Source organism: Gilliamella apicola, from assembly GCF_000599985.1.
Classification (GTDB): domain Bacteria; phylum Pseudomonadota; class Gammaproteobacteria; order Enterobacterales; family Orbaceae; genus Gilliamella; species Gilliamella apicola.
Window position 1 is genome coordinate 2313899 of sequence record NZ_CP007445.1, and the last position, 23697, is coordinate 2337595.

23 protein-coding genes are annotated in these 23697 nt (G+C 34.3%); 10 read left to right on the forward strand and 13 right to left on the reverse strand.

From position 1 onward, the window contains the following. Positions 1 to 68: 68 nt before the first annotated feature. Positions 69 to 1904: an ABC transporter ATP-binding protein gene (locus GAPWK_RS10375; RefSeq protein ID WP_025316161.1), complete on the forward strand. Its 1836-nt coding sequence runs from the start codon at positions 69 to 71 to the stop codon at positions 1902 to 1904. Positions 1905 to 1970: 66 nt separating this feature from the next. Here the strand turns inward: GAPWK_RS10375 and dacB are convergent, their stop codons facing one another. Beyond that, positions 1971 to 3407 (reverse strand): serine-type D-Ala-D-Ala carboxypeptidase, encoded by a 1437-nt coding sequence (gene dacB, locus GAPWK_RS10380; protein ID WP_025316162.1) that lies wholly within the window; start codon positions 3405 to 3407, stop codon positions 1971 to 1973. 181 nt (positions 3408 to 3588) lie between these two features. Between dacB and GAPWK_RS10385 the strand changes: the two genes are divergently transcribed. After that, entirely contained in the window at positions 3589 to 4611 is a 1023-nt protein-coding gene (locus GAPWK_RS10385; RefSeq protein ID WP_025316163.1) for a TerC/Alx family metal homeostasis membrane protein, read from the forward strand. Between the two features lie 48 nt (positions 4612 to 4659). Here GAPWK_RS10385 and cycA read toward each other — a convergent pair whose 3' ends face one another. Further along, on the reverse strand, positions 4660 to 6030 hold the full coding sequence (gene cycA / locus GAPWK_RS10390; protein WP_025316164.1) for a D-serine/D-alanine/glycine transporter: 1371 nt from the start codon (positions 6028 to 6030) through the stop codon (positions 4660 to 4662). A gap of 194 nt (positions 6031 to 6224) precedes the next feature. Between cycA and mltA the strand changes: the two genes are divergently transcribed. From mltA to asmA, 3 genes are all read left to right on the forward strand, one after another. Continuing rightward, complete coding sequence (gene mltA / locus GAPWK_RS10395) at positions 6225 to 7310, forward strand: murein transglycosylase A (protein WP_051516277.1); 1086 nt, start codon at positions 6225 to 6227, stop codon at positions 7308 to 7310. A gap of 70 nt (positions 7311 to 7380) precedes the next feature. Then, positions 7381 to 7962 carry a dCTP deaminase gene (dcd, locus tag GAPWK_RS10400; protein WP_025316166.1) on the forward strand — a complete coding sequence of 194 codons (582 nt, stop codon included), beginning with the start codon at positions 7381 to 7383 and terminating at the stop codon, positions 7960 to 7962. Between the two features lie 36 nt (positions 7963 to 7998). Further along, positions 7999 to 9885 (forward strand): outer membrane assembly protein AsmA, encoded by a 1887-nt coding sequence (gene asmA / locus GAPWK_RS10405; protein WP_025316167.1) that lies wholly within the window; start codon positions 7999 to 8001, stop codon positions 9883 to 9885. An 83-nt stretch (positions 9886 to 9968) separates the two neighbouring features. Here the strand turns inward: asmA and hslU are convergent, their stop codons facing one another. The 11 genes from hslU to sucC form a co-directional block, all read right to left on the reverse strand. After that, on the reverse strand, positions 9969 to 11297 hold the full coding sequence (hslU, locus tag GAPWK_RS10410; protein WP_025316168.1) for an HslU--HslV peptidase ATPase subunit: 1329 nt from the start codon (positions 11295 to 11297) through the stop codon (positions 9969 to 9971). A gap of 27 nt (positions 11298 to 11324) precedes the next feature. Further along, the gene (gene hslV / locus GAPWK_RS10415) at positions 11325 to 11852 is read right to left on the reverse strand and encodes an ATP-dependent protease subunit HslV (protein ID WP_025316169.1); all 528 of its coding nucleotides are present in this window, start codon (positions 11850 to 11852) and stop codon (positions 11325 to 11327) included. 160 nt (positions 11853 to 12012) lie between these two features. Further along, entirely contained in the window at positions 12013 to 13149 is a 1137-nt protein-coding gene (tolA, locus tag GAPWK_RS10420) for a cell envelope integrity protein TolA (protein ID WP_051516278.1), read from the reverse strand. A gap of 41 nt (positions 13150 to 13190) precedes the next feature. After that, positions 13191 to 13610 carry a colicin uptake protein TolR gene (gene tolR, locus GAPWK_RS10425; RefSeq protein ID WP_025316171.1) on the reverse strand — a complete coding sequence of 140 codons (420 nt, stop codon included), beginning with the start codon at positions 13608 to 13610 and terminating at the stop codon, positions 13191 to 13193. 2 nt (positions 13611 to 13612) lie between these two features. After that, on the reverse strand, positions 13613 to 14293 hold the full coding sequence (tolQ, locus tag GAPWK_RS10430) for a protein TolQ (RefSeq protein ID WP_025316172.1): 681 nt from the start codon (positions 14291 to 14293) through the stop codon (positions 13613 to 13615). After that, positions 14294 to 14689 (reverse strand): tol-pal system-associated acyl-CoA thioesterase, encoded by a 396-nt coding sequence (gene ybgC / locus GAPWK_RS10435; protein ID WP_025316173.1) that lies wholly within the window; start codon positions 14687 to 14689, stop codon positions 14294 to 14296. It abuts the gene before it with no gap. 186 nt (positions 14690 to 14875) lie between these two features. Next, on the reverse strand, positions 14876 to 14983 hold the full coding sequence (locus tag GAPWK_RS15610) for a cytochrome bd oxidase small subunit, CydX/CbdX family (RefSeq protein WP_110287270.1): 108 nt from the start codon (positions 14981 to 14983) through the stop codon (positions 14876 to 14878). A 9-nt stretch (positions 14984 to 14992) separates the two neighbouring features. Continuing rightward, positions 14993 to 16129: a cytochrome d ubiquinol oxidase subunit II gene (gene cydB / locus GAPWK_RS10440; protein WP_025316174.1), complete on the reverse strand. Its 1137-nt coding sequence runs from the start codon at positions 16127 to 16129 to the stop codon at positions 14993 to 14995. An 18-nt stretch (positions 16130 to 16147) separates the two neighbouring features. Beyond that, complete coding sequence (locus tag GAPWK_RS10445; protein ID WP_025316175.1) at positions 16148 to 17719, reverse strand: cytochrome ubiquinol oxidase subunit I; 1572 nt, start codon at positions 17717 to 17719, stop codon at positions 16148 to 16150. 99 nt (positions 17720 to 17818) lie between these two features. Then, positions 17819 to 18691: a succinate--CoA ligase subunit alpha gene (gene sucD / locus GAPWK_RS10450; RefSeq protein ID WP_025316176.1), complete on the reverse strand. Its 873-nt coding sequence runs from the start codon at positions 18689 to 18691 to the stop codon at positions 17819 to 17821. Positions 18692 to 18712: 21 nt separating this feature from the next. Then, entirely contained in the window at positions 18713 to 19885 is a 1173-nt protein-coding gene (sucC, locus tag GAPWK_RS10455; RefSeq protein WP_025316177.1) for an ADP-forming succinate--CoA ligase subunit beta, read from the reverse strand. A gap of 182 nt (positions 19886 to 20067) precedes the next feature. On the opposite strand from sucC, the gene fldA reads away from it, so the two are divergent. The 5 genes from fldA to cls all read left to right on the forward strand — a co-directional run bounded on the left by fldA (position 20068) and on the right by cls (position 23684). Then, a complete protein-coding gene (fldA, locus tag GAPWK_RS10460; protein ID WP_038517473.1) occupies positions 20068 to 20580 on the forward strand; it encodes a flavodoxin FldA in 513 nt (170 codons plus the stop codon). A 79-nt stretch (positions 20581 to 20659) separates the two neighbouring features. Further along, entirely contained in the window at positions 20660 to 21118 is a 459-nt protein-coding gene (fur, locus tag GAPWK_RS10465) for a ferric iron uptake transcriptional regulator (RefSeq protein WP_025316178.1), read from the forward strand. Positions 21119 to 21193: 75 nt separating this feature from the next. Then, on the forward strand, positions 21194 to 21736 hold the full coding sequence (locus tag GAPWK_RS10470) for an inner membrane-spanning protein YciB (RefSeq protein WP_025316179.1): 543 nt from the start codon (positions 21194 to 21196) through the stop codon (positions 21734 to 21736). A gap of 20 nt (positions 21737 to 21756) precedes the next feature. Continuing rightward, positions 21757 to 22215, forward strand: coding sequence for an acyl-CoA thioester hydrolase YciA (gene yciA / locus GAPWK_RS10475; protein ID WP_025316180.1), 459 nt, complete (start codon positions 21757 to 21759; stop codon positions 22213 to 22215). 5 nt (positions 22216 to 22220) lie between these two features. After that, a complete protein-coding gene (cls, locus tag GAPWK_RS10480) occupies positions 22221 to 23684 on the forward strand; it encodes a cardiolipin synthase (RefSeq protein WP_025316181.1) in 1464 nt (487 codons plus the stop codon). The last annotated feature ends 13 nt before the right edge of the window (positions 23685 to 23697 follow it).

The following is a 23697-nucleotide window of genomic DNA, read 5'->3' on the forward strand; positions in this document are numbered from 1 at the left end:
CTAACCTCATATTCCAATATCATTGATATATTTACCAATAAAATATCATTTTACTAATTAGGTCTATTATGTATCGATTTTTTGAAAAATTGGTGTCACCTTATCCTAAAGATGATCCTCAACCAGCGGCCAAAAACTTTTTTAGTTTTATATGGCAATCAACCAAAGGCACACGCACATTTATACTATTATTAATCATACTAAGTGGATTAAGTGGTGCTTTTGAAGCTTTTTTATTTGCTGCATTAGGTAAAGTAGTTGACTGGCTTGCAGAAGTTGAGCCATCTAAATTTTGGCAGCAAGAAAAGACAACATTAATTTTATTAGCTGTAATAATTTTAGCCAGTACGTTAATTATTAGCTTACAAACAATTATTAAACATCAATGTCTTGCTGGAAATTTTCCAATGAGAATGCGTTGGAATTTGCACAGATTAGTTCTTAATCAAAGTATGCGCTTTTTCCAAGATGAATTTGCAGGAAGAATATCAGCAAAAGTTATGCAAACAGCGCTTGCGGTTAGAGATACTTGTTTTTTAGTCGCAGATATTTTTATCTATGTTCTTATTTCCTTTATTACCATGGCAGCTATTATTGGACAATTAGATCCTTGGTTGTTAATGCCTTTTCTTGGTTGGGGTGTGCTTTATGGAATTGCAATGTATTACTTTATTCCACGCTTAAGTAAAGTTGCCAGTATGCAGGCCGATGCACGTTCGACCATGACAGGACGAGTGACCGATGCTTATACCAATATCATGACTGTTAAACTGTTCTCACATGCAGGTAATGAAGCTAGATACGCTCAAGAATCAATGGATGAGTTTTTAGTTACTGTTAATCGACAAATGCGTTTGGTCAGCAGTTTTGAAATTGTTAACCATCTATTATCTATTACATTGATACTCTGCACGACTGGTGTTGCTTTATGGTTATGGACAGATCAGTTAGTTGGTGTTGGGGCAATTGCTACAACGACCGCGGTCGCATTACGATTAAACGGTTTCTCTCATTGGATCATGTGGGAAATGGCTGCTCTATTTGAAAACATTGGTGTAGTGAAAGATGGTATCAATACATTCTCTTCAACTAAAACAGTCAATGATCAACCTGATGCAACTGAACTTGTTGTAAAACAAGGTAAAATTGAGTTTCAACATATTAACTTTAATTATGATGCCAAAAGGCAAAATTCAATCATTCAAGATTTGGATTTAACGATTAATCCAGGTGAAAAAATAGGTTTAGTTGGTCGATCTGGAGCAGGTAAATCCACGCTTATTAATTTATTATTACGCTTTTATGATTTACAAAGCGGTAAAATTATTATTGATGGACAAGAGATCACAACCATTACTCAAGAAAGTTTACGCGCCCAAATTGGTATGGTAACTCAAGATACATCTCTACTACACCGCTCGGTACGAGAAAACCTACTCTATGGCAACAATCAAGCCACTGAAGAAGAAATGATTATAGCAGCCAAAAAAGCTCATGCTGATAGCTTTATTCAAACACTTGTTGATGCAAACGGTAGAACAGGTTATGACGCATTTGTAGGAGAGCGAGGCATAAAATTATCTGGTGGACAACGACAACGCATTGCAATAGCCAGAGTTATATTAAAAAATGCCCCAATTCTATTATTAGATGAAGCAACCAGTGCCTTGGATTCTGAAATTGAACAGGCCATCCAAGAAAGTTTATATACTTTAATGGAAGGTAAAACTGTTATTGCCATTGCTCATCGATTATCGACTATCGCGGCAATGGATAGATTAGTTGTACTTGATCAAGGAAGGATTATTGAGCAAGGAACTCACCAAGAATTGCTTGATAAAAATGGACTGTACGCTCAACTTTGGAAGCATCAGAGTGGTGGATTCTTAGCTGAAAATATTTAATCATTGATACGTTATAAAAAAAGTGGTAGGACACATATAAAGTTAAATGATATGTGTCCTTATTAATCAATCAATAAAATTCTTATAAAATTCTGATTCGAATCGCATTATTGCACCATTTTTCGGTTCACCTTTAGTATCAGCATGATATCCTGATAATAACTGCACAAATGCTAAATATTGACCATCGGACTTTTGAATAAATCCAGCTAAATTATAGCTACCTTGAATATAACCAGTTTTGGCCCTAATGGTTTCCTTAAATGGTAATTGATTAAAGCTTTTACGATTTTGCAAGGTTCCATCAACACCAGCAATTGGAAGCATCTCAATAATGCCTAATTGTGCATTATTTGCTGAAATATATTGTAATATTTCCATTAATTTGTCTGCACTAACCAAGTTTAATCGTGATAAACCTGAACCATCAGCAATGACTAAATTTTCAAGATTAATACTTGCCTTCTTAATTAAAATTCGTTTAACTGCATCACTGCTATTGCGCCAAGTTCCTGCAATATTGTAATGATGTGCCCCGAGCGTTCTAAAAATAGCATCAGCATATAAATTATTTGACTTTTTGAGCATAACGGTCAGTAATTCAGAAAGTGGGGCTGACTGACTGGAAGTTAATAAAGTCAATTGTGAATTATTTTTTTGGTTGTTCTCTAAAATTTTACCGGTATAAACTATTTTTTGTAACTTAAGTTCTTTTTTTAATATTGCGGAAAAATAAGCTGTTCCATCAAGTATCGCAAATTTTAATGGTATTTTATTATTACCAGAAGCAACGCACCCAGATAGATGATAACGATTTTTATCTGAATAGCTTACATCTAACTCACAATATCTATCATTTAAATCTTTACTATTGGCGGCAATTGTTTTGATATCAGCAGATACCACTACAGGAATATTAGACGCTACTGAAACAGATGCTTTAGAACCTACCTTCCCTGGTGTAACTGTTGCATAAAAACAGTTATCGTTTATGATTGCAGCGGATGGAGGTGCATTATAACAAGCGGTTAAATTATTCCATGACCAACCAGCTGCTTTATCATGACTGGAAAAAACTGAAGTGTCTAAAATGATATTTCCCGCAATTTTTTCAATACCTTTTTGGTGCAGTTCAGTAAGCATGATCTTTAATCTATCACTTGAAAAAGTGGGATCTCCACTTAATTGAATAATAAGGTCGCCATTTAGCTGCTTATTACTTATTGAACCATTAGTTTTCATAAGCGTATTAAAGCGAAAATCACTACCTAATTCGAGTTGAGCGGCTAAAGCAGTAATAACTTTTTGAGTACTAGCAGGTTGTTTAAATTCACTGCTCTTATATTTTGCTAATGTTTTCGGATTACTACCAACAGATTGTACCAAAATGGATAAATCACTTCCTTTAGGTAATGTTGATAGATAAGGTTCTACTGGTTGTGCATGTAATAATCCTGATAAAAAAGGAAGAATACATAAAATAATTATCCTGATATTAATCATGAAATGTGGCTCAAAATGTTATTTAATTATAATAGTTAATGGATGTTCAAATATAACTTTTTTTGATTTAGCTAGCAATATATACTGTATCACTTTTATAATTACATGATACCGTTTATATTAAACAGTACCTACCTTTCAAATTATCTGTATATCAATATTATAACTAGGTGACATAAATATGATTCAACACTCATTAGGATTTCCAATAGAGACAGTATTAGTATTTGTTGGGCTATCCATAGCTGCAATTATTATCGACTTATATGCTCACCACAATGATAAACCTATCAGTTTAAAAAATGCAATTGGATGGTCAATTTTTTGGATAGCTGTTGCATTAGGATTTGCACTATTTTTATATGTTCATCATGGTAGCACAGCAGCAAATTTATTTATAACTGGTTATGTTCTTGAAAAAGCGTTATCCGTCGATAATTTATTTGTTATTATGGCTATTTTTTCATGGTTTACCGTACCTAATAATTACCGTCATCGTTTACTTTATTGGGGGGTTATTGGTGCCATTATATTCCGAGCAGTTTTTGTAATAATTGGTACAAGTTTATTATCTTTAGGACCGTGGATGGAATTGGCTTTTTCAGTTATGGTTGCTTTTACAGGAGTAATGATGCTAAAAAACCAAAACAATGATAACGAAATTAAAGATTATTCCAATCATATTGCTTTTCGTATAGCTAAACGTATTTTTCCCGCATACCCTAAAATTGTAGGACACTCTTTTTTATTAACTCAAAAACAAGTAGATACGGAACTAAAAAAACCAGAAAACAGCGATCTAATTGGTAAAATATCTAAGGGTGCAGTTTATGCAACACCTTTATTTCTATGTATTGTTGTTATTGAACTCAGTGATGTTATGTTCGCTTTTGACTCTGTTCCTGCAGTAATTGCGGTTAGTCAAGAACCATTAATTGTTTATAGTGCCATGATTTTTGCAATTTTAGGACTTAGAACGATGTATTTTGTTTTAGAAGCTATGCAACAATATTTGGTTCATCTTGGTAAAGCCGTTATCTGTTTATTATTTTTTATTGCAGGTAAATTAGCTTTAAATGCCAGTCATCATCTGTTTGGCTATGGAATTGATATTAGCCCAAACATGAGTCTTTACATCGTTTTAGGAATTTTAGTTTTAGGCATTATTGCAAGCTTTATCTGGCCAGCAAAAAATGATGAATAATTAAAAGAGAATTGGCAGGAGAAACCTGCCAATATTTAATTTACATTATTATCTTTTTAATGAACGAAAATAATAACTTATTCCTAATATTACAAACCAAATAGGTGTTGCGATTAAAGCTTGGCGAGTGTCAGCTTCGAAAGTAAGCAACACAATCACAAATGCAAAAAAGACCAAACAGACAAAACACATCAAAATACCGCCAGGCATTTTAAAGTCAGACTGCTCATGCAAATCAGCTTTCTTACGACGATAAGCAATATAAGAAATCAAAATCATCGACCAAATAAACATAAATAAAATAGCCGAAATCGTCGTAACTATGGTAAAGGCCTCCATTACATTAGGCACAAGGTAAATCAATACCACACCACCAAATAAGCAGAGACAAGAAAATAACAAACCATTAGCTGGAACAGACCGACTTGACAGTTTTCCGAAAGGTTCTGGAGCATCTTGCTTTTTTGCAAGTCCAAATAACATACGACTGGTTGAGTAAATACCACTATTAGCAGAAGAAGCCGCTGATGTTAGCACTACAAAATTAATAATGCTTGCTGCAGCAGGTAAACCGATTAAAGTAAATAATTCCACAAACGGACTTTTATTTGGTGAAATTAATGTCCAAGGTGTAACACTCATAATTATGATTAAAGCAAACACATAGAAAAAGATAATCCGAGCGGGCACAGAATTAATTGCTCGTGGCAAATTTTTATTTGGATCGACAGTTTCTGCTGCGGTAGTGCCAACTAGCTCAATTCCTACAAAAGCAAAAATCGCAATTTGAAAGCCAGCAAAAAAGCCCATACTACCATTAGGGAAGAAACCGCCATATTGCCATAAATTTGAAAAAGCCGCTGTTGTACCAGTTTCTGTAGAGTGATATGAAATTAAAATTAATACAATCCCAATAACAATTAATCCAAGAATCGCAACGATTTTGATCATTGAAAACCAAAATTCTGTCTCACCAAACATTTTTACGGTTAATAAATTTAGAGTTGCTAATAAAATAACCGTCAAAAACATAGGTATCCATGCCTGTAATTCAGGAAACCAATGTTGTGCATATCCCGCAATGGCAACAACGTCTGCAATTCCGGTAATTACCCAACAAAACCAATAAGTCCATCCTGTAAAAAAACCAGCCCAAGGTCCTAAAAGGTCATTTGCAAAATCACTAAACGATTTATAATTTAAGTTTGAAAGTAGAATTTCACCCATTGCACGCATAACAAAAAACAGGATAAAACCAATTACCATATATACAAAAACAATTGAAGGTCCAGCAAGACTTATCGTTTTACCTGACCCCATAAATAAGCCAGTACCAATTGCGCCACTAATGGCAATTAACTGAATATGTCGGTTAGAAAGGTTTCGCTTTAGATCATGGTTAGAGGATTTAATGCTCATTGCTATTATTACCTTTTATTTTCACAATTTTCCGATTCACAAGAATATAGGACTATAAAGTCTATAGAATCAAATCGCAAGCTGAATTGTTATGAAAACTTTTTATTGGTACATAGTAATTATCTATAGTTTCTTATAATAGAATTGTGTAGCATAATCCACTATTTAATAACTTATTATAAAAAATGATCAATATGAAACAAAATAAACGTTCTTTTTACTTATCGCTCTTATATATCTTAATTATTCTATCAATATCTACTGGTTGCCAAAGTCATTTAAATAAAGATCTTAAGCAACAACAATACATGGATGGTAAGATGATATTAACTTCTAATGAACCATATCCTCAATTAAGTGCTCCTGTTAACATATCCGATTATGTTATTCAAGTTGCTATGATTGAATCTTCATCCCCTGAGTTATATCGTCAAAATGAACATATTTATACCGCTGTTAATAACTGGATTAATAACTTATTAGATTTTGATGAATTATATAAAGTAGGATTAAATAGTTATGGGATGGTCGGGCAAGATGGCTACGGTAATGTACATTTTACTGGTTATTATACACCCGTCATTAAAGCAAGACATACTCCAACATCTGAATTCAAATACCCTATTTATAAAATGCCGACCCTAACAGAAGGGCAATTTCCGAGTCGTGAACAAATTTATAATGGTGCATTAGCAGGTAAAGGGTTAGAAATAGCTTACAGCAACTCTCTAATGGATAACTTTATTATGGAAGTTCAAGGAAGTGCTTATATTGATTTTGAAGATGGTGAGCCCTTAGTATTTTTCAGTTATGCTGGTAAAAATGGTTACAGCTACTCAAGTATCGGTCAATTGTTAGTAAAACAAGGTGAAATCAAAAAAGAAGATTTATCAATGCAAGCAATAAAAGATTGGTCTAAAAATAAAAGTGAAGAAAAACTTAAACAATTGCTCATTAAAAATCGTTCTTTTGTCTTTTTTGAACCGAAATATAATGCAGAAGTAAAAGGTGCGGCATCGGTACCCTTAATTGCTAATGCATCGGTTGCTTCTGATAAATCTTTAATTCCCATTGGTTCAGTAATCTTAGCCGATGTGCCACTGCTTGATGAAGATGGTCAACATCGAGGAAGAAGAGAGACGAGATTAATGGTAGCTTTAGATATAGGAGGTGCCATCAAAGGGCAACACTTTGATCTTTATCTAGGTGTTGGCGAAAAACCAGGAGAGCTTGCTGGTTTTTATAATCACTATGGACGAGTATGGGTCATAAAACCTTAATTTACGAACATCGACGACATTAAAAGAACCTGCTAGAATAAAGTAATATAAGTTGCACTAAGGATTATTCATGAGATTATGCGATCGAGATATCGAAACGTATTTACAAAATGGTAAATTAAAAATAACCCCTCAACCAGCACCAAACTGCATCAATGGTGCAACTATTGATGTTAAATTAGGTAATAAATTTCGTACATTTAAGGAACATACAACTCCTTATATTGATTTGAGCGGTCCTAAAGAAGAAGTATCTGCAGTATTAGAAAAAGTGATGAGTGATGAAATAGTATTACCTGAAGGTGATGCATTTTATCTTCATCCAGGTGAATTAGCTTTAGCCGTCACTTTAGAGTCTGTTACTATCCCCAATGATTTAGTTGGTTGGTTAGATGGACGCTCATCCCTTGCTAGACTTGGGCTTATGGTACATGTAACAGCTCATCGTATCGATCCTGGCTGGCAAGGACAAATTGTATTAGAGTTTTTTAACTCTGGAAAAATTCCATTAGCACTTAGACCGGGAATGACAATAGGCGCACTTAGCTTTGAAACACTAACCGGTCCCGCAGCTAGACCGTATAATAGTAGACAAGATGCAAAATATAAAGATCAACATGGCGCAGTTGCAAGCCGTATTGATAAAGACTAAATCACTCTGTAGTTTTTATTCTGAAGGAATATTAACATGATCAAAAAAATATTGGTTACTCTTTTAATTTTAATTCTTCTTACTGCCATTGGTATCGTATCCCTTATTGTTTTTGTTGATCCTAACAATTATAGAGGCTTTATTTCTGATACAGTTAAAGATAAAACAGGTTATGAATTAACTATTGACGGAAATTTACGATGGCACATCTGGCCACAAATAAGCATATTAACTGATTCAGTTAAATTGTCTGACATTGATGCCAAAAAACCAATTTTAACAGCAGATAATATGCGCCTTGATGTAGAACTATTTCCTTTATTTTCAAAAAAATTAGAAGTTAAAAATGTATTTATAAAATCGGCTATCATCAATATTACCGATAACAGTAAAGGAAAAGTTTATAAACATAAAGCTGAACAGCTACCCTCTACAAATGAAAGTCAAACTACACAAACTAATCAGCAGAAAGATTCATCAAAATGGGCATTTACCTTAAATAAACTTGAAGTTTCTGATAGCACTATTGTTTTACAAAATAAAGATGATTTTATCAACTTTAGAAACATTAACCTTGCTATCATCCAAAAGGCTGATAAAAAGATCGCTATTGATGTTAAGGGCAATATCGATCGTAATCAGCAGAATTTTTCTTATGTGGCTGATGCAGATGTCGATTTAACTCTATTTCCAGAAAAAGCCATAATAGATTTAAAGAAATTTGATTACACCTATAAGGGAATAGCTCTTCCTACCAAAGAATTAAAAGGCAATTTAAAAGGTGTTATTAATTATCAACACAATTCAAAACAATTAACAAGCAAAGATTTATCTTTCTCAGTTAATGAAAATTATTTTTCTGGCGCCTTTAATGCTAATTTTGACAAAAAGCCTTATATCGATTTAACAGTAACAAGTAATGAGTTAAATCTTACTCCTTTTTTAGAGAAAGACAAAAAAACAAATGAAAACATTACAATACAACAAACTCCACCTGTTGTATCTAATGTTACAAAAGTAGATAACGAACTAAGCTTTCTAAATAGTTTTAGCGCTAAAGCAAAATTAGATATTAAAAAATTAAATATTAACAAGATGATATTAAATAATATCGATGTAGCTTTAACCAATAATGATGGAGTTGCAACATTCCAAAATATTAGTTTTGACTTCGCTAAAGGTCACATAGCAGCTACGGGTATGGCAAATGGTAAACAAAAATATACTCAAATAAAACTAATTCCAAAAGTTACTAATATTGATTTAAATACATTCTTTAATCAAATGGAAACACCTAATGATTTAGAAGGATTATTTAATGCAAACGGAGATATAGAAGTAAATACATTATCTGGAAATAAGTTATTAGAAAGTTTAAAAGGTAACTTATCAATTAATGTAACTAATGCGAAATTAAATAAAATCAATATAAATAGCATCATTGAGAATGCTGCAACTAAATATACGAAGGATATTTCATCAACTGAAAATATGAAAAATTATACAGAATTTTCTAAAATCAGTACTGATGCCTATTTAAATAAAGGAAATCTGGAATTAACAACATTAAATGCCCTTTCACCAACCCTTGAAGTGATTGACGGTTCAGGCAGAGTTGGTATGACTCAAAAAGATCTTGATATCAACATGAATATCAAAATTCTTGGTGGTTGGAACGGAAAAAGCAACACTATTGCTAAACTACAAAAGTTGGTAATTCCATTGCGTATTTATGGACAATTTTCTAAACTTCATTATCAACTTGATATAGGTCAAGTGATTAAAGATCTCTTTAATGATAAATTACAAGAAAGTTTAGATAAATTTCGCATTAAATTAGAGAATCGAAATTCAAAAGATGACTCAAAATCAAAGTCCAAACAAAAAGCCGTCGATATGTTAGAAAATTTATTGAGCAAATAACAAGCTAATTTAACTGGCAAGTATAATAAAAAAGGTGAGTTTAACTCACCTTTTTTATTGTTAGTAAAATCTTAATCTATCTATTATAGAATAAACTTACTCAGATCTTCATCTGCCACAAGTTTATCTAAATGGTCACTTACATATTTTGCATCAATAGTAACTGTTTTGCCATTAAGTTCACTTGCATCAAATGATACGTCTTCCATAAGGCGTTCAAGCACAGTATGCAACCTACGCGCTCCTATATTTTCATTTTGCTCGTTCACTTGCCAAGCTGATTCTGCAATTTTACGGATACCATCAGGAGTAAAATCGATATTCACACCTTCCGTAGCCATTAATGCTTTATATTGCACGGTTAGTGAGGCATTAGGTTCAGTTAAAATTCTTTCGAAATCTTCGGTAGTTAACGCTTGTAATTCAACTCGAATTGGTAAACGACCTTGAAGTTCAGGAATTAAATCTGATGGATTTGCTGTTTGGAATGCTCCTGAAGCGATGAATAAAATATGATCGGTTTTTACTGAGCCATGTTTAGTTGAAACGGTACAACCTTCAACAAGTGGTAATAAATCTCGCTGAACACCTTCACGCGAAACATCTGGTCCAGAGGAATTCCCTCTTTTACACACTTTATCAATCTCATCAATAAACACAATACCATTTTGTTCAACTGCTTCAATTGCTTCATGTTTAAGCTCATCAGGGTTAACCAATTTTGCCGCTTCTTCTTCAGTAAGCTGCTTGAAGGCATCTTTAATCTTCATTTTGCGAGCTTTAGTTTTTTGCCCACCTAAATTTTGGAACATTGACTGCAATTGATTAGTCATTTCTTCCATTCCTGGTGGCGCCATAATTTCAACGCCAATATTAACGCCAGCAACTTCGATTTCTATTTCTTTATCGTCAAGTGAACCTTCTCGTAATTTTTTTCTAAATGCTTGTCGAGCAGTCGAATCATTATTATTTTCAACTTGCCCCCAACCATCTTTAGCAGGCGGTACAAGCACATCTAAAATACGTTCTTCAGCTAGTTCTTGAGCTCTATTTCGGTTTCTTTCAATTGCTTCTTGCCGAATCATCTTAACAGCAGAGTCAGTTAGATCTCGAATGATTGAGTCAACTTCTTTACCTACATAACCAACTTCGGTAAATTTTGTTGCTTCGACTTTAATAAATGGAGCTCTAGCAAGTTTAGCTAATCTTCTTGCTATTTCTGTTTTACCAACACCTGTTGGACCTATCATAAGAATATTTTTTGGCGTAACTTCATGACGTAATGCTTCATCAAGTTGCATTCGACGCCAGCGATTACGTAAAGCAATAGCAACGGAACGTTTTGCTTTATCTTGTCCAATAATATGTTGGTTTAATTCGCTTACAATTTCGCGAGGAGTCATTTCAGACATAATAGTAGTTCTCTTAAATCAGTTTAATTAATAATTGAGCTCTTCAATAGTTTGGAAGTTGTTGGTGTAAACACAAATGTCACCCGCTATTGATAGAGATTTTTGTACGATATCATGTGCAGATAGTGATGTATTATCTAACAAAGCTCTGGCTGCTGCTTGAGCATAAGGTCCACCCGAACCAATGGCAATAAGATCATCTTCTGGTTGTATAACATCACCAGTACCTGTAATAATCAGTGAGGCACTTTCATCGGCAACAGCAAGTAATGCTTCTAATTTACGTAACATTCTGTCTGTACGCCAATCTTTGGCTAGTTCAACAGCAGCTTTAGTTAAATGACCTTGGTGCATTTCTAATTTACGTTCAAATAGCTCAAAAAGTGTAAAAGCATCGGCAGTACCACCAGCAAAACCCGCGATTACTTTATTATTATATAAACGACGAACTTTACGTGCATTACCTTTCATAATAATACGTTCACCAAGTGTAACTTGACCATCACCACCAATAACCACTTGCCCTTCACGGCGAACGCTGACTATTGTTGTCATATTCTGCTCCTTCTCTTACTTAAAATAACTAAATTTGGAATGAATAGAGAATATATGAGGACGAATAACTGATTTTCAACATCTCCATTAAAAGATGTTGAAAATTTATTTCTATAAAGAAGCTTTTTGGTCAAATCATTTTGATAAAATAATTTCAATACTATTTTGGTTGGAATTCAACTATCATATTTTTTACTTCATCATATAAACCGCTCGCTGGCTTTGGGATGGTTGCAAGTTTAGTTGCAGCAACCGCTTCACGACATAAGGCACTATCGCCTCCACCAGAGCTTACATTAAGTAATAACCCATCTGGTGCTATTTGAATTTGTAAAACACAACTTTTACCACTGTAAACATTAGCTGGATTTATAAATTTATTACTTATGGCATTTGTAACTAATGCTTTGTATTTAGCTAGTTCATCATCGGAAGAACCTTTACGGCTTGCGGCTGCTCCATTTTGATTACTTGGAGAATTTGGAGCACCAGCAGTCAGACCACCTAACAGATCATTAATAGCTTTATCTTTTTTAGCCTGTTCGGCCCTTTGTTTAGCTTTTTTCGCCTCTGCTGCCTTCCTTTCAGCGGCTGCTTTTTCTGCTGCTACTTTCTCTGCCGCCGCCTTTTCAGCGGCTGCTTTCTCTGCCGCCGCCTTTTCTGCTGCTGCTTTCTCTGCCGCCGCCTTTTCTGCTGCTGCTTTCTCTGCCGCCGCCTTTTCTGCTGCTGCTTTCTCTGCCGCCGCCTTTTCAGCGGCTGCTTTCTCTGCTGCCGCCTTTTCTGCTGCTGCTTTCTCTGCTGCCGCCTTTTCTGCCGCTGCTTTTTCTGCCGCCGCCTTTTCTGCTGCCGCCTTTTCTGCCGCTGCTTTCTCTGCCGCTGCTTTTTCTGCCGCCGCCTTTTCCGCTGCGGCTTTCTCTGCTGCCGCCTTTTCCGCAGCAATCCTTTCTTCTTCTTGCTGTTTCAATTGCTCAGCAAGTTTTATACGTTCTTTGGTTAAATCCTTTAAATGTTGCTGTTCAGCTAATTGTCTTTCTTGCAATTCTTTAGCTTGATCGGCTAACTGCTGTTCTCTTTTTCTATCAGCTTGCTGTTGGCTCTCTTTCGTTTTTAATTGGCGTTGATATTGATCAGTCATAACAGAAGGATCGATCATAATAGCATCAATACTGTTTCCAGTTTCTCTACCATAATTGACACCATCTATATTTTGTATAGCTTGATAACCAAGAACAACAATTAATATTAAATGTAATATAATTGATATTACAATTGGTATACTTAATTTAGAATTTTGCATATAAGACATTGCTGACATTTTTAATGTATTATTATGGTTAGTTAAATTGGTTGGGTCATCAATCCAACGGATTTAACGCCTGCAGATTGCAATAAATTCAACGCTTTTATAATTTCTTCATAAGGAACACTCTTAGCACCACCAACTAAAAAAACAGCTTTTTCATTTATAGAAATTTGATGTTTTACCTCAGCAATAATCTGCTCTTGAGGTAAGTCGGATTGACGAGTTTGATCAATAATGAGTGCATATACACCAATACCAGATACTTCAATGATTATCGGTTTATTGTCTGCAGGAGAAACTGTTTTTGATTCTGATGCTTCAGGTAAATCAACCTCAACACTCTGACTTATAATTGGCGCTGTTGCCATAAAAATAAGTACCAATACTAATAATACATCAAGCAACGGAACTATATTGATTTCAGATTTAGTTGAATATCGTGAACGTCTACTCATAGTTATTTCCTAACAGCCACAGCTTGACGTTGTAAAATAGCTGAAAATTCGTCAATAAAGTTAAGGTAATTCTGTTCAATTCGGCTAACACGTAATGATAAACGATTATAAGCAAGAACAGCAGGTATAGCAGCAAATAAACCAATTGCCGTTGCAATTAAAGCTTCAGCAATCCCCGGGGCAACCATTTGTAATGTTGCTTGTTTTACTGCTCCTAACGAAATGAATGCATGCATAATTCCCCACACAGTACCAAATAAACCGATATAAGGGCTAATTGAACCTACAGTACCCAAAAAAGGAATATGTAATTCTAAATTATCCAGCTCACGGTTCATTGCTAAGCGCATAGAGCGAGAAGCACCATCTAATGCAGCTTCAGGCATATTAGGGTTAATTTGGTAAAGACGTGTAAACTCCTTAAAACCCGAATAAAAAATATGTTCTGTACCACTAATGTCTTCTTTATGATATTTTGCTTTATCAAACAACATATTCAGTTCTTCCGATGCCCAGAAACTATTTTCAAATTGATCTATTTGTTTTTTAGCCTTGCCTAAAATTTTAGTACGCTGGAATATAATAGCCCAAGACATCACAGAAAATGTTAGTAGCAGTAACATAACACCTTGCACCAAAAGACCTGCCTGTAAAAAAAGATCAATGATATTCAAATTTTCCACTTAAATAAACTCCAAAACTAATAACTTCGGAAGCGCACATGGCTTCATTTTAGTTATATTGACACAAGCAATAATTACATCAGCATTGCTGATAATCTGCTTATTCTGATTTAATATAGTCTGCTTAAAAATAATAGACGCCTTACGAATTTGCTCAACCTGAGTGCTGATAGTTAGCATGTCATCTAAACGAGCTGGAAAGTCATAGCTAATATCCATCTTTTTAACAACAAAAGCAATACCTTCTTGTAGTAACGTTTGTTGCTTAATATCAAGCAGTCTTAGCATTTCTGTTCTAGCTCGTTCATAAAAAGCAAGATACCTAGCATGGTAAACAACTCCGCCAGCATCTGTGTCTTCATAATAGACTCTTGCATTCCAATTGAATTGTTTCATATTCTTAGATCTAATTTAAACTAAAAAATTAGCGACATTATATCCGAATATAAAATTCGCTGCACTATGATATAAAAATAGTTAAATGAAAACAATTATCATTTGTAAATTATTTGTCACATTGACAGACTAATAATCAAAAAGGTGACAATTTGTCACCTTTATATTTATTTTTTGTAGATTTTACTATTTGTTTGTTTCTTTTTCATTACTAGAATTTTCAACCCAAAGTCCAGTAACTACAGCAAGCATACAAGTTGCAATAACACCAATGAACCATAAAACATAATACATAATTAATCCTTAATAAAGTGAATGTTTATTATTTTCAATATGATTTTTGTCTAATCGTCCAAACATTTTTATATAACTCCAAATAGTATAGAAAAGAATGATAGGTAAGAATATCACCACCACTCCAAACATTATATTCAGTGTTAATTGACTAGAACTTGCGTCCCATATTGTTAAACTAGCATTTGGCATGATACTTGACGGAATAACGAATGGGAATGTTGCAATACCATATGTGAATAATACACAAGCAATGGTTAAAGAAGATGTTAAAAACACTAATCCATTTTTATTCAAACCAGAACAAAAAATAGTTAATAAAGGTAATAATACACCTAATGCAGGTACCACCCATAAAATTGGATAATTCATATAATTTTTTAGCCATGAAACATCCGTTGATACTGTCTTGCTTAATGGGTGAGAAACGCCATTGTAATCTATTGCACTAGTAACCTCATAACCATGAATACCAAAAGTAACCCAAACACCAGCCAATACAAATGCAATTAACATAATCAAACTAGCAACTTGGGTTGCTTTTCTAGCTCTTAGATAAAGCTCACCAGAAGTTTTTAACTGTAACCAAGCACCACCATGAGCAACCATTAACATTAAACTGACAATGCCAGCTAATAATGCAAATGGATTAAGTAGACCAAAAAAAGACCCATCATAAAAAGCACGATAAGAATTATCAAATCTAAATGGTACGCCTTCTAATAAGTTTCCAAAAGCTACCCCTAACACAAGTGCAGGGACAAAGCTTCCTAAAAAGATAGCAATATCCCACATGTTACGCCATTTAGTGTTTTCTAGTTTACTACGATAATCAAAACCAATAGGTCTAAAGAATAATGCACATAGCACTAAAATCATCGCAATATAAAAACCAGAAAAAGATACAGCATAAGCCATAGGCCAAGCAGCAAATATACCAGCACCGCCAGTAATTAACCAAACTTGGTTACCATCCCAGTGTGGGGCAATTGCGTTTATCATTATACGGCGTTCGGCATCAGTTTTTCCGATAAAAGGTAATAGAATACCAACGCCCATATCAAAGCCATCAGTGATAACAAAAGCGATTAAAACAACACTAATCAACAACCACCAGATGACGCGTACAATTTCGTAATCAATCATTGTATATACTCCCTATGCCTATTCTGATATCGCTTGTGTTTTTTCATAATAATAGTTGCCAGTACCTAATGAACTCGGTCCTAATCGTGCAAACTTGAACATCAAGAACAATTCAGCAACTAAAAATAGCGTATATAGACCACAAACTAAGGTCATAGTAAATAATACTTCTCCTGGTGTTAATGATGAATTCGCAACACCAGTTGGTAAAATATCTTGAATTGCCCAAGGTTGACGACCATATTCAGCAACAAACCAGCCACATTCACAAGCAAGCCATGGCGCAGGCAATAATAGAAGTAGTAAACGATGTAACCAGCGTTTTTGACCAATGTTATTTTTGTAAGTTACCCACAAAGCTAGTCCAGCACCTAAAATCATCAACATTCCAAAGCCAACCATCCCTCTAAATGCCCAGAACAAAGGCCATACAGTTGGTATTGAATCTTCTGTAGCCGCTTTAATATGTTCTTCAGTCGCTTCTGGAATCGTTAAATTATCACGATCAGTAAAACGTTTAACTAAATATCCATATCCTAAATCGGCTTTATTATCTTCAAAGGCTTTAAGAACAGATGGATCTTGATCACCCTTTTGAATTTTTTCTAAATTAGAATAGGCTAAAATACCATTACGAATTCTGGTTTCATTATTAGTAATAATATCTTTCAAACCGATTACTTGTTTATCAAGCGAACGAGTTGTCATTATTCCCATTACATATGGAATCTCAATTGCAAATGAATTTTCCTTATTTTTTTGTGATGGAAATGCAATCACATTAAATGACGCTGGTGCAGGTTGAGTTTCCCATTCACCTTCAATTGCTGCAAGTTTAGTAGGTTGTACAGTCGACAATTCGTGACCTGCTTCATCCCCCATGACGGCAACAACAATTGACATGACAAAGCCAAACATGGCGGCTACTGCAAAAGAACGACTAGCAAAAGGTAAATCTCGTTTCTTTAAAAGATAATATGAACTAATACTTAAAACAAACATCGCACCAGTTAAATACCCTGCCGCGACAGTATGCACGAACTTATATTGAGCAACAGAATTGGTAACTAGCTCAAAAAAACTGGCCATTTCCATACGGGAGTTTATCGGATTAAAGTCTGATCCAATAGGGAATTGCATCCAACCATTTGCAACTAAAATCCAAAGCGCCGAAAAGTTTGAACCAAAAGCTACACACCAAGTAACCATTAAATGTTTACCACGACTAAGTCTATCCCATCCAAAAAAGAATAAACCAACCATCGTTGATTCCAAGAAAAATGCCATTAATCCTTCAACTGCAAGCGGTGCTCCAAAAATATCACCCACATAGTGCGAATAATAAGACCAGTTGGTACCGAATTGAAATTCCATGGTTAGACCTGTAGCAACACCAACGGCAAAATTAATACCGAATAGTTTACCCCAGAATTTAGTCATATCCTTCCAGACTTGCTTGCCACTTACAACATATACTGTTTCCATAATTGCAAGCATAAATGCCATACCCAGTGTTAATGGTACAAAAATGAAATGATACATTGCTGTGAGTGCAAACTGAAGGCGTGACAGTTCTACTATATCTAACATAAAGCGCTCCCTTATCCTTAAATGCCCACAAATTTTGTAACGTTATTTTAGCAATTGTACAACATTATTTAAAGAATAAAAATTGACGGAGATCAAAAATTATATTTCAAATTGTTTTTTTACAGCATTTCCGATATCAGCAAGATTAGTAACAATAGTTATACCTGCTGATAATAACGCTTTAGTTTTTTCTTTAGCAGTTCCTTTATTACCTGAAATAATTGCACCAGCATGTCCCATACGTTTACCTGCTGGAGCTGATGTTCCCGCAATATAGGCTATAACGGGTTTAGTTACGTATTTTTTAATATATTCAGCAGCCTCTTCCTCTGCACTACCACCAATTTCACCTATCATAACGATAGCCTCTGTCTTAGGGTCTTGCTCAAGTAATTTCAAAATTGAAACAAAATCACTTCCAGGAATTGGGTCTCCGCCAATACCAACACAAACAGATTGACCTATACCTATATCCGTTGTCTGTTTAACTGCTTCATAAGTTAGCGTTCCCGAACGAGAAACGATCCCAACTTTACCCTCTAAATGAATATGTCCAGGCATAATACCAATTTTACATTCATTCGGTACGATAATTCCTGGGCAATTTGGTCCAATCAATGTTACGTCATTTTGTATCAATTTTTCTTTGACGATTAACATATCTAAAGTTGGGATGCCTTCAGTTATACAAACAATTAATTTTATTCCAGCATCAATTGCTTCTAAGATGGAATCTTTTCCAAATGCAGCTGGCACATAAATGACGGTGGCAGTAGCGCCAGTAGCCGCGACGGCCTCTTTAACGGTATTAAAGACTGGCAAACCTAAATGTGTTGTTCCACCTTTACCTGGTGTGACGCCTCCAACCATTTTAGTACCATATGCAATCGCTTGTTGAGAATGGAAAGTACCTTGGCTTCCAGTAAATCCTTGACAGATGACTTTGGTTTCTTTATTAACTAAAATTGACATAATAAATCTTCTCCATTCTTACTATTTTGCAACAGCAACGATTTTCTTTGCAGCATCTGTTAAACCTTTTGCAGTAATAATATTTAACTTACTTTCAGCTAAAATATCTCTGGCTATTTCGGCATTATTACCTTGAAGTCGTACAACAACTGGAACCTTAAGACCTATTTCTTGAATTGCACTAATAATACCTTGAGCGATTAAATCACAACGGACAATACCACCAAAAATATTGACTAAAATTGCTTTGACATTTTTTTCTGATAAAATCAATTTAAACGCTTCTGATACACGTTCTTGAGTGGTACTACCGCCAACATCTAAAAAGTTAGCTGGTTCTCCACCATGTAATTTAATGATATCCATAGTAGCCATAGCTAATCCAGCACCATTAACCATACATCCTATATTTCCATCTAAAGAAACATAACTAATACCTTGCTTGGCAGCAATGGATTCAAGTTCATCTTCTTGCGTTGTATCTTTTAAATAATTTAATTTAGGATGACGAAAGAGAGCATTATCATCAAGCACGATTTTAGCATCTAAACAAACGAGCTCCTGTTCATCAGTAATAACCAGTGGGTTAACTTCAGCTAATGCTACATCGTTATCTAAAAATAGAGTGGCAAAATTAACAAATAATCTAGAAAATTGGTTAACAAGTTTGCCTGTTAATCCCAATTTAAAAGCTAGTTCACGACCTTGAAAAGCAGATGGTCCAGTTAACGGGTCGAGCGGCGTTTTATGAATTAAGTGTGGAGATTTTTCAGCAACACTTTCAATATCAACTCCACCCTCCGTTGATGCCATAATAACAACACGTTTAGTACTTCGATCAATGACTGCACCCAAATAAAGTTCTTTATAAATATTTGAAGCTTTTTCAATTAAAATCTGATTTACGGGTTGTCCTTTAGATGTTGTTTGATAAGTGACTAGATATTTGCCTAACCACTTCTCAGCAAAACTTTTAATCTCGTTGAAGTTCTTAGTACAAATTACGCCTCCAGCTTTTCCTCTTCCTCCGGCATGAACCTGGCATTTAGCAACCCAAGAACTAATATCCGATTGTGGTTGTAGCTTTGATATAATATCTTTCACCTCATCAACTGAATTGCAAACATAGCCTTCAGGTACAGGTAAATTGTATTCTTTAAAAATATATTTTGATTGATACTCGTGCAGGTTCATAAATAAATTCCATGATTTAAATTAATATAAACACTAATAATAATTCTAATCCAAGATGAATAAATTGTGTAGTAAATAATATGTTATGTTGATAGTAATTGAGAATGATTGCTGATATTAATTGACAATGATATACTCGAAAAATATTTTTCGATGAAGTAATAACAGTAAAAGGTATAAATATGGCGAACGTTGGTATTTTTTTTGGTAGTGATACAGGCAATACAGAAAATGTAGCAAAGCAAATCCAACAAATTTTAGGCAGTGACAAAGCAGATATTTTTGATATTGCAAAAACAACTAAAGAAACAATAGAACAATATAATTACCTTTTTTTAGGTATTCCAACTTGGTATTATGGTGAATCACAAGCTGATTGGGAAGACTTCTTTCCTAACTTAAAACAAATGGATTTCAACGGAAAAACAGTTGCTATTTTTGGGTGTGGCGATCAAGAAGATTATGCAGAATATTTTTGTGATGCGATGGGTTCATTACGCGATATTATTGAGCCTAATGGCGCGAAAATAGTTGGACATTGGTCAACTGAAGGATATAGTTTTGAAGCATCGAAAAGTCTAGTAGACGATACTCACTTTGTAGGATTAGCTATTGATGAAGATCGTCAACCAGAATTAACAGAAGAACGAATCAATAATTGGGTCAATCAAGTCAAAACCGAGATGAATATTTAATCAATTAAAATGATTTCTTTTATTTACCGTGCATAGTTTCTATAATATGTAATTATTAATAACTTAATTGGGATGTAATATGAAAAATCATGATAATGATAATAATGCAGCGCTTAAAAGTGCTGGTTTAAAGGTTACGTTACCACGATTAAAGATTTTAGAATTATTGAGAGATCCTTCATGTCAACATATCACTGTCGAGGATCTTTATAAAAAATTGCTTGATATGGGCGAAGAAATCGGACTCGCCACCGTCTACCGTGTTTTAAACCAATTTGATGATGCTGGGATCGTCACACGTCATAATTTTGAGGGTGGCAGAGCGGTATTTGAGCTTGCAACGCAAAAACACCATGATCATTTAATTTGTTTAGATTGTGGTGAAGTATTTGAATTTCGAGATGAAATTATCAATGCAAGACAAAAAGAAATTGCTGAGCAATATGGAGTTAAATTAACTTTTCATAGCTTATATCTTTATGGACATTGCCAATCAGGTAATTGTAAAGCCCATCCCGAACTTCATACAAAAAAATAAGCCTATTTTTGATAGGCTTTTTCACTTACAATTATAACTAAGACAAGTTATCTTTTCTACTAGGTTAATATTTACATGAAACAGCTTTTGAACTTTATACCACTTGTAATCTTTTTTATTTTTTTGACAATGTATGATGTCTTTGTTGGTGTACAAGCCTTAATGATAGCAGCAACAGTCTGTTTTCTAATTGTTCTTATCATTTATCGAAAAATCGACAAAATAGAATTGATATCTTATTTAATGGTGATGGTTTTTGGTGGATTTACTCTTTATACCCGAGAACCAAACGTTATAAAATGGAAAGTGACAATTATTAACTTTTTGTTTGCATCAGGTTTACTCATTAGTCAGTATGGTTTCAAAAAAAACTTGCTTCAAAAACTACTAGGTAAAGAAATCCAGCTAGATTCAGTCATTTGGAATAGATTAAATATATTATGGATAGCTTTCTTCATGACCTGTGGAGTATTCAGTTTAGGTGCAACCTATTATACAACAGATGACTTTTTCTGGATTTTTAAAGTATTTATTTTACCTGGCGCATCGTTATTATTATCCTTGATATCAGGAATCTATATATATAAAAATATGGATAAAGATATAGACAATAAATAGCACAGATGGAGTATTTTAATATGAAACAATCCGATACAACCCCTAAAGGTCAACTAGTACTAAGAACACTGGCAATGCCTGCTGATACAAATCCTCATGGTCACATTTTTGGCGGTTGGATAATGTCGCAAATGGATCTTGCTGGCGGTATTCTATCAAAAGAGATCGCTAGAAATCGAGTTGTAACGGTAAACGCAAGTAGTATTACTTTTCACAAGCCGGCAATGGTGGGAGATGTAGTTTGTTGTTATGCTCATTGTATCAAAACAGGAAAAACATCTATTACTATTGGTATTGAAGTTTGGGTAAAAAAAGTAATTGATACAACAGATTCACTAAAACGTTTTTGTATCACTGATGCAGTATTTACTTATGTTTCAGTAGATAAACACAATAATCCCAAACCATTACCTGAAGTATTTCAGGATTATGATTGTACTAAAGATGGGATTAGTAAACTCAACCTAAGCAATAGCTAACTTATATGCAATATACTTCATTCCACGCCTTAGTCAGTTCATTGATCTTTTTAGTTTATTGGTTGATGATTGTTGCTACGACGTTACGAATTGTGTTTAAAAGAAGGCCAACTACCTATGTAATTGCATGGATGCTAGTGATTTATATTTTACCGATAGTTGGAATCATACTTTATTTCTCATTAGGTGAAGCTCATTTAGGGCAACAGCGTGTTAAACGCGCACAGAAAATGCGTCCAATCATTGCTAACTTTATAAATAGAATTAGCATTTTTCCAGATATTTTCACAACCCAAGTCAGTCAAGTTAGTAAACCTATTTTTCAACTTTGCAAACATCAAACAGGGCTAGATGGTATAAACGGTAATCATATTGAACTACTGAGTGATACTGACACTATTTTTGATCACCTAATTGAAGATATTAATCAAGCAACCTCTAACATCGAGATGGTATTTTATATTTGGAATGAAGGTGGCAGAGCCGATGATGTTGAAAAAGCATTGATTGAAGCAACTAAGCGTGGTGTGACTTGTCATTTAATGGTAGATTCTGCTGGTAGTCGCCGTTTTCTTAGAACAAATGCAAGTAAAAGAATGCGTGAAGCGGGAATCATCATTATTGAAGCCCTAAAAGTCAACTTACTTAGATTTATGTTTAGACGACTAGATTTACGACAACATCGCAAAGTTGCAATCATAGACAACTATATCTCATATACAGGTAGCATGAATATTGTCGATCCTCGCTTTTTTAAACAGAATAAGCATGTTGGTGAATGGGTCGATATCATGGTAAGGATGCGTGGTCCAGTTACCACGTTAATGGGCGCAATTTATGCTAGTGATTGGGAATTAGAAACTGGTACCGATCTTGCTTTACCTCAAATTACGGATTTTGCTGAACCACCAGAAGAAAAAAAACATATTATGCAACTTATTGCTTCTGGCCCTGGTTATACAGAAAACATGATACATCAGGTATTATTGACAGCAATTTATGCAGCACAAAAACAAATTATTTTTACTACACCCTATTTAGTTCCAAGTGATGACATCTTACATGCAGTATGTACTGCAGCTCAGCGTGGAGTAGAAGTTATTATTATCGTTCCGAAAAAAAACGATTCCTTAATGGTTAAATGGGCTAGTCGAGCATTTTTTTCAGAATTACTTGAAGGAGGAGTCAAACTTTATCAATACAATGATAATTTATTACACACTAAAAGTGTATTAATTGATAATCAATTAAGTTTAGTTGGTACAGTCAATTTAGATATGCGAAGCTTATGGTTAAATTTTGAAATTACAACTGTCATTGATGATGCTGAATTTGCCCAATCACTTTTTTCTCTTCTACAAAAGTATTTAGCTCAGTCTGAGAAAGTAAATAATGAAATATGGAAACAACGACCTATTTGGCAACGTATTGTTGAACGGCTATTTTACTTTTTTGCCCCATTACTATAATAATTAGATAAAA

Coding starts and splice junctions, on each gene's coding strand:
- GAPWK_RS10375 (WP_025316161.1), top strand. CDS start 69: ATGTATCGATTTTTTGAAAAATTGGTGTCACCTTATCCTAAAGATGAT.
- dacB (WP_025316162.1), bottom strand. CDS start 3,407: ATGATTAATATCAGGATAATTATTTTATGTATTCTTCCTTTTTTATCA.
- GAPWK_RS10385 (WP_025316163.1), top strand. CDS start 3,589: ATGATTCAACACTCATTAGGATTTCCAATAGAGACAGTATTAGTATTT.
- cycA (WP_025316164.1), bottom strand. CDS start 6,030: ATGAGCATTAAATCCTCTAACCATGATCTAAAGCGAAACCTTTCTAAC.
- mltA (WP_051516277.1), top strand. CDS start 6,225: ATGAAACAAAATAAACGTTCTTTTTACTTATCGCTCTTATATATCTTA.
- dcd (WP_025316166.1), top strand. CDS start 7,381: ATGAGATTATGCGATCGAGATATCGAAACGTATTTACAAAATGGTAAA.
- asmA (WP_025316167.1), top strand. CDS start 7,999: ATGATCAAAAAAATATTGGTTACTCTTTTAATTTTAATTCTTCTTACT.
- hslU (WP_025316168.1), bottom strand. CDS start 11,297: ATGTCTGAAATGACTCCTCGCGAAATTGTAAGCGAATTAAACCAACAT.
- hslV (WP_025316169.1), bottom strand. CDS start 11,852: ATGACAACAATAGTCAGCGTTCGCCGTGAAGGGCAAGTGGTTATTGGT.
- tolA (WP_051516278.1), bottom strand. CDS start 13,149: ATGCAAAATTCTAAATTAAGTATACCAATTGTAATATCAATTATATTA.
- tolR (WP_025316171.1), bottom strand. CDS start 13,610: ATGAGTAGACGTTCACGATATTCAACTAAATCTGAAATCAATATAGTT.
- ybgC (WP_025316173.1), bottom strand. CDS start 14,689: ATGAAACAATTCAATTGGAATGCAAGAGTCTATTATGAAGACACAGAT.
- GAPWK_RS15610 (WP_110287270.1), bottom strand. CDS start 14,983: ATGTATTATGTTTTATGGTTCATTGGTGTTATTGCAACTTGTATGCTT.
- cydB (WP_025316174.1), bottom strand. CDS start 16,129: ATGATTGATTACGAAATTGTACGCGTCATCTGGTGGTTGTTGATTAGT.
- GAPWK_RS10445 (WP_025316175.1), bottom strand. CDS start 17,719: ATGTTAGATATAGTAGAACTGTCACGCCTTCAGTTTGCACTCACAGCA.
- sucD (WP_025316176.1), bottom strand. CDS start 18,691: ATGTCAATTTTAGTTAATAAAGAAACCAAAGTCATCTGTCAAGGATTT.
- sucC (WP_025316177.1), bottom strand. CDS start 19,885: ATGAACCTGCACGAGTATCAATCAAAATATATTTTTAAAGAATACAAT.
- fldA (WP_038517473.1), top strand. CDS start 20,068: ATGGCGAACGTTGGTATTTTTTTTGGTAGTGATACAGGCAATACAGAA.
- fur (WP_025316178.1), top strand. CDS start 20,660: ATGAAAAATCATGATAATGATAATAATGCAGCGCTTAAAAGTGCTGGT.
- GAPWK_RS10470 (WP_025316179.1), top strand. CDS start 21,194: ATGAAACAGCTTTTGAACTTTATACCACTTGTAATCTTTTTTATTTTT.
- yciA (WP_025316180.1), top strand. CDS start 21,757: ATGAAACAATCCGATACAACCCCTAAAGGTCAACTAGTACTAAGAACA.
- cls (WP_025316181.1), top strand. CDS start 22,221: ATGCAATATACTTCATTCCACGCCTTAGTCAGTTCATTGATCTTTTTA.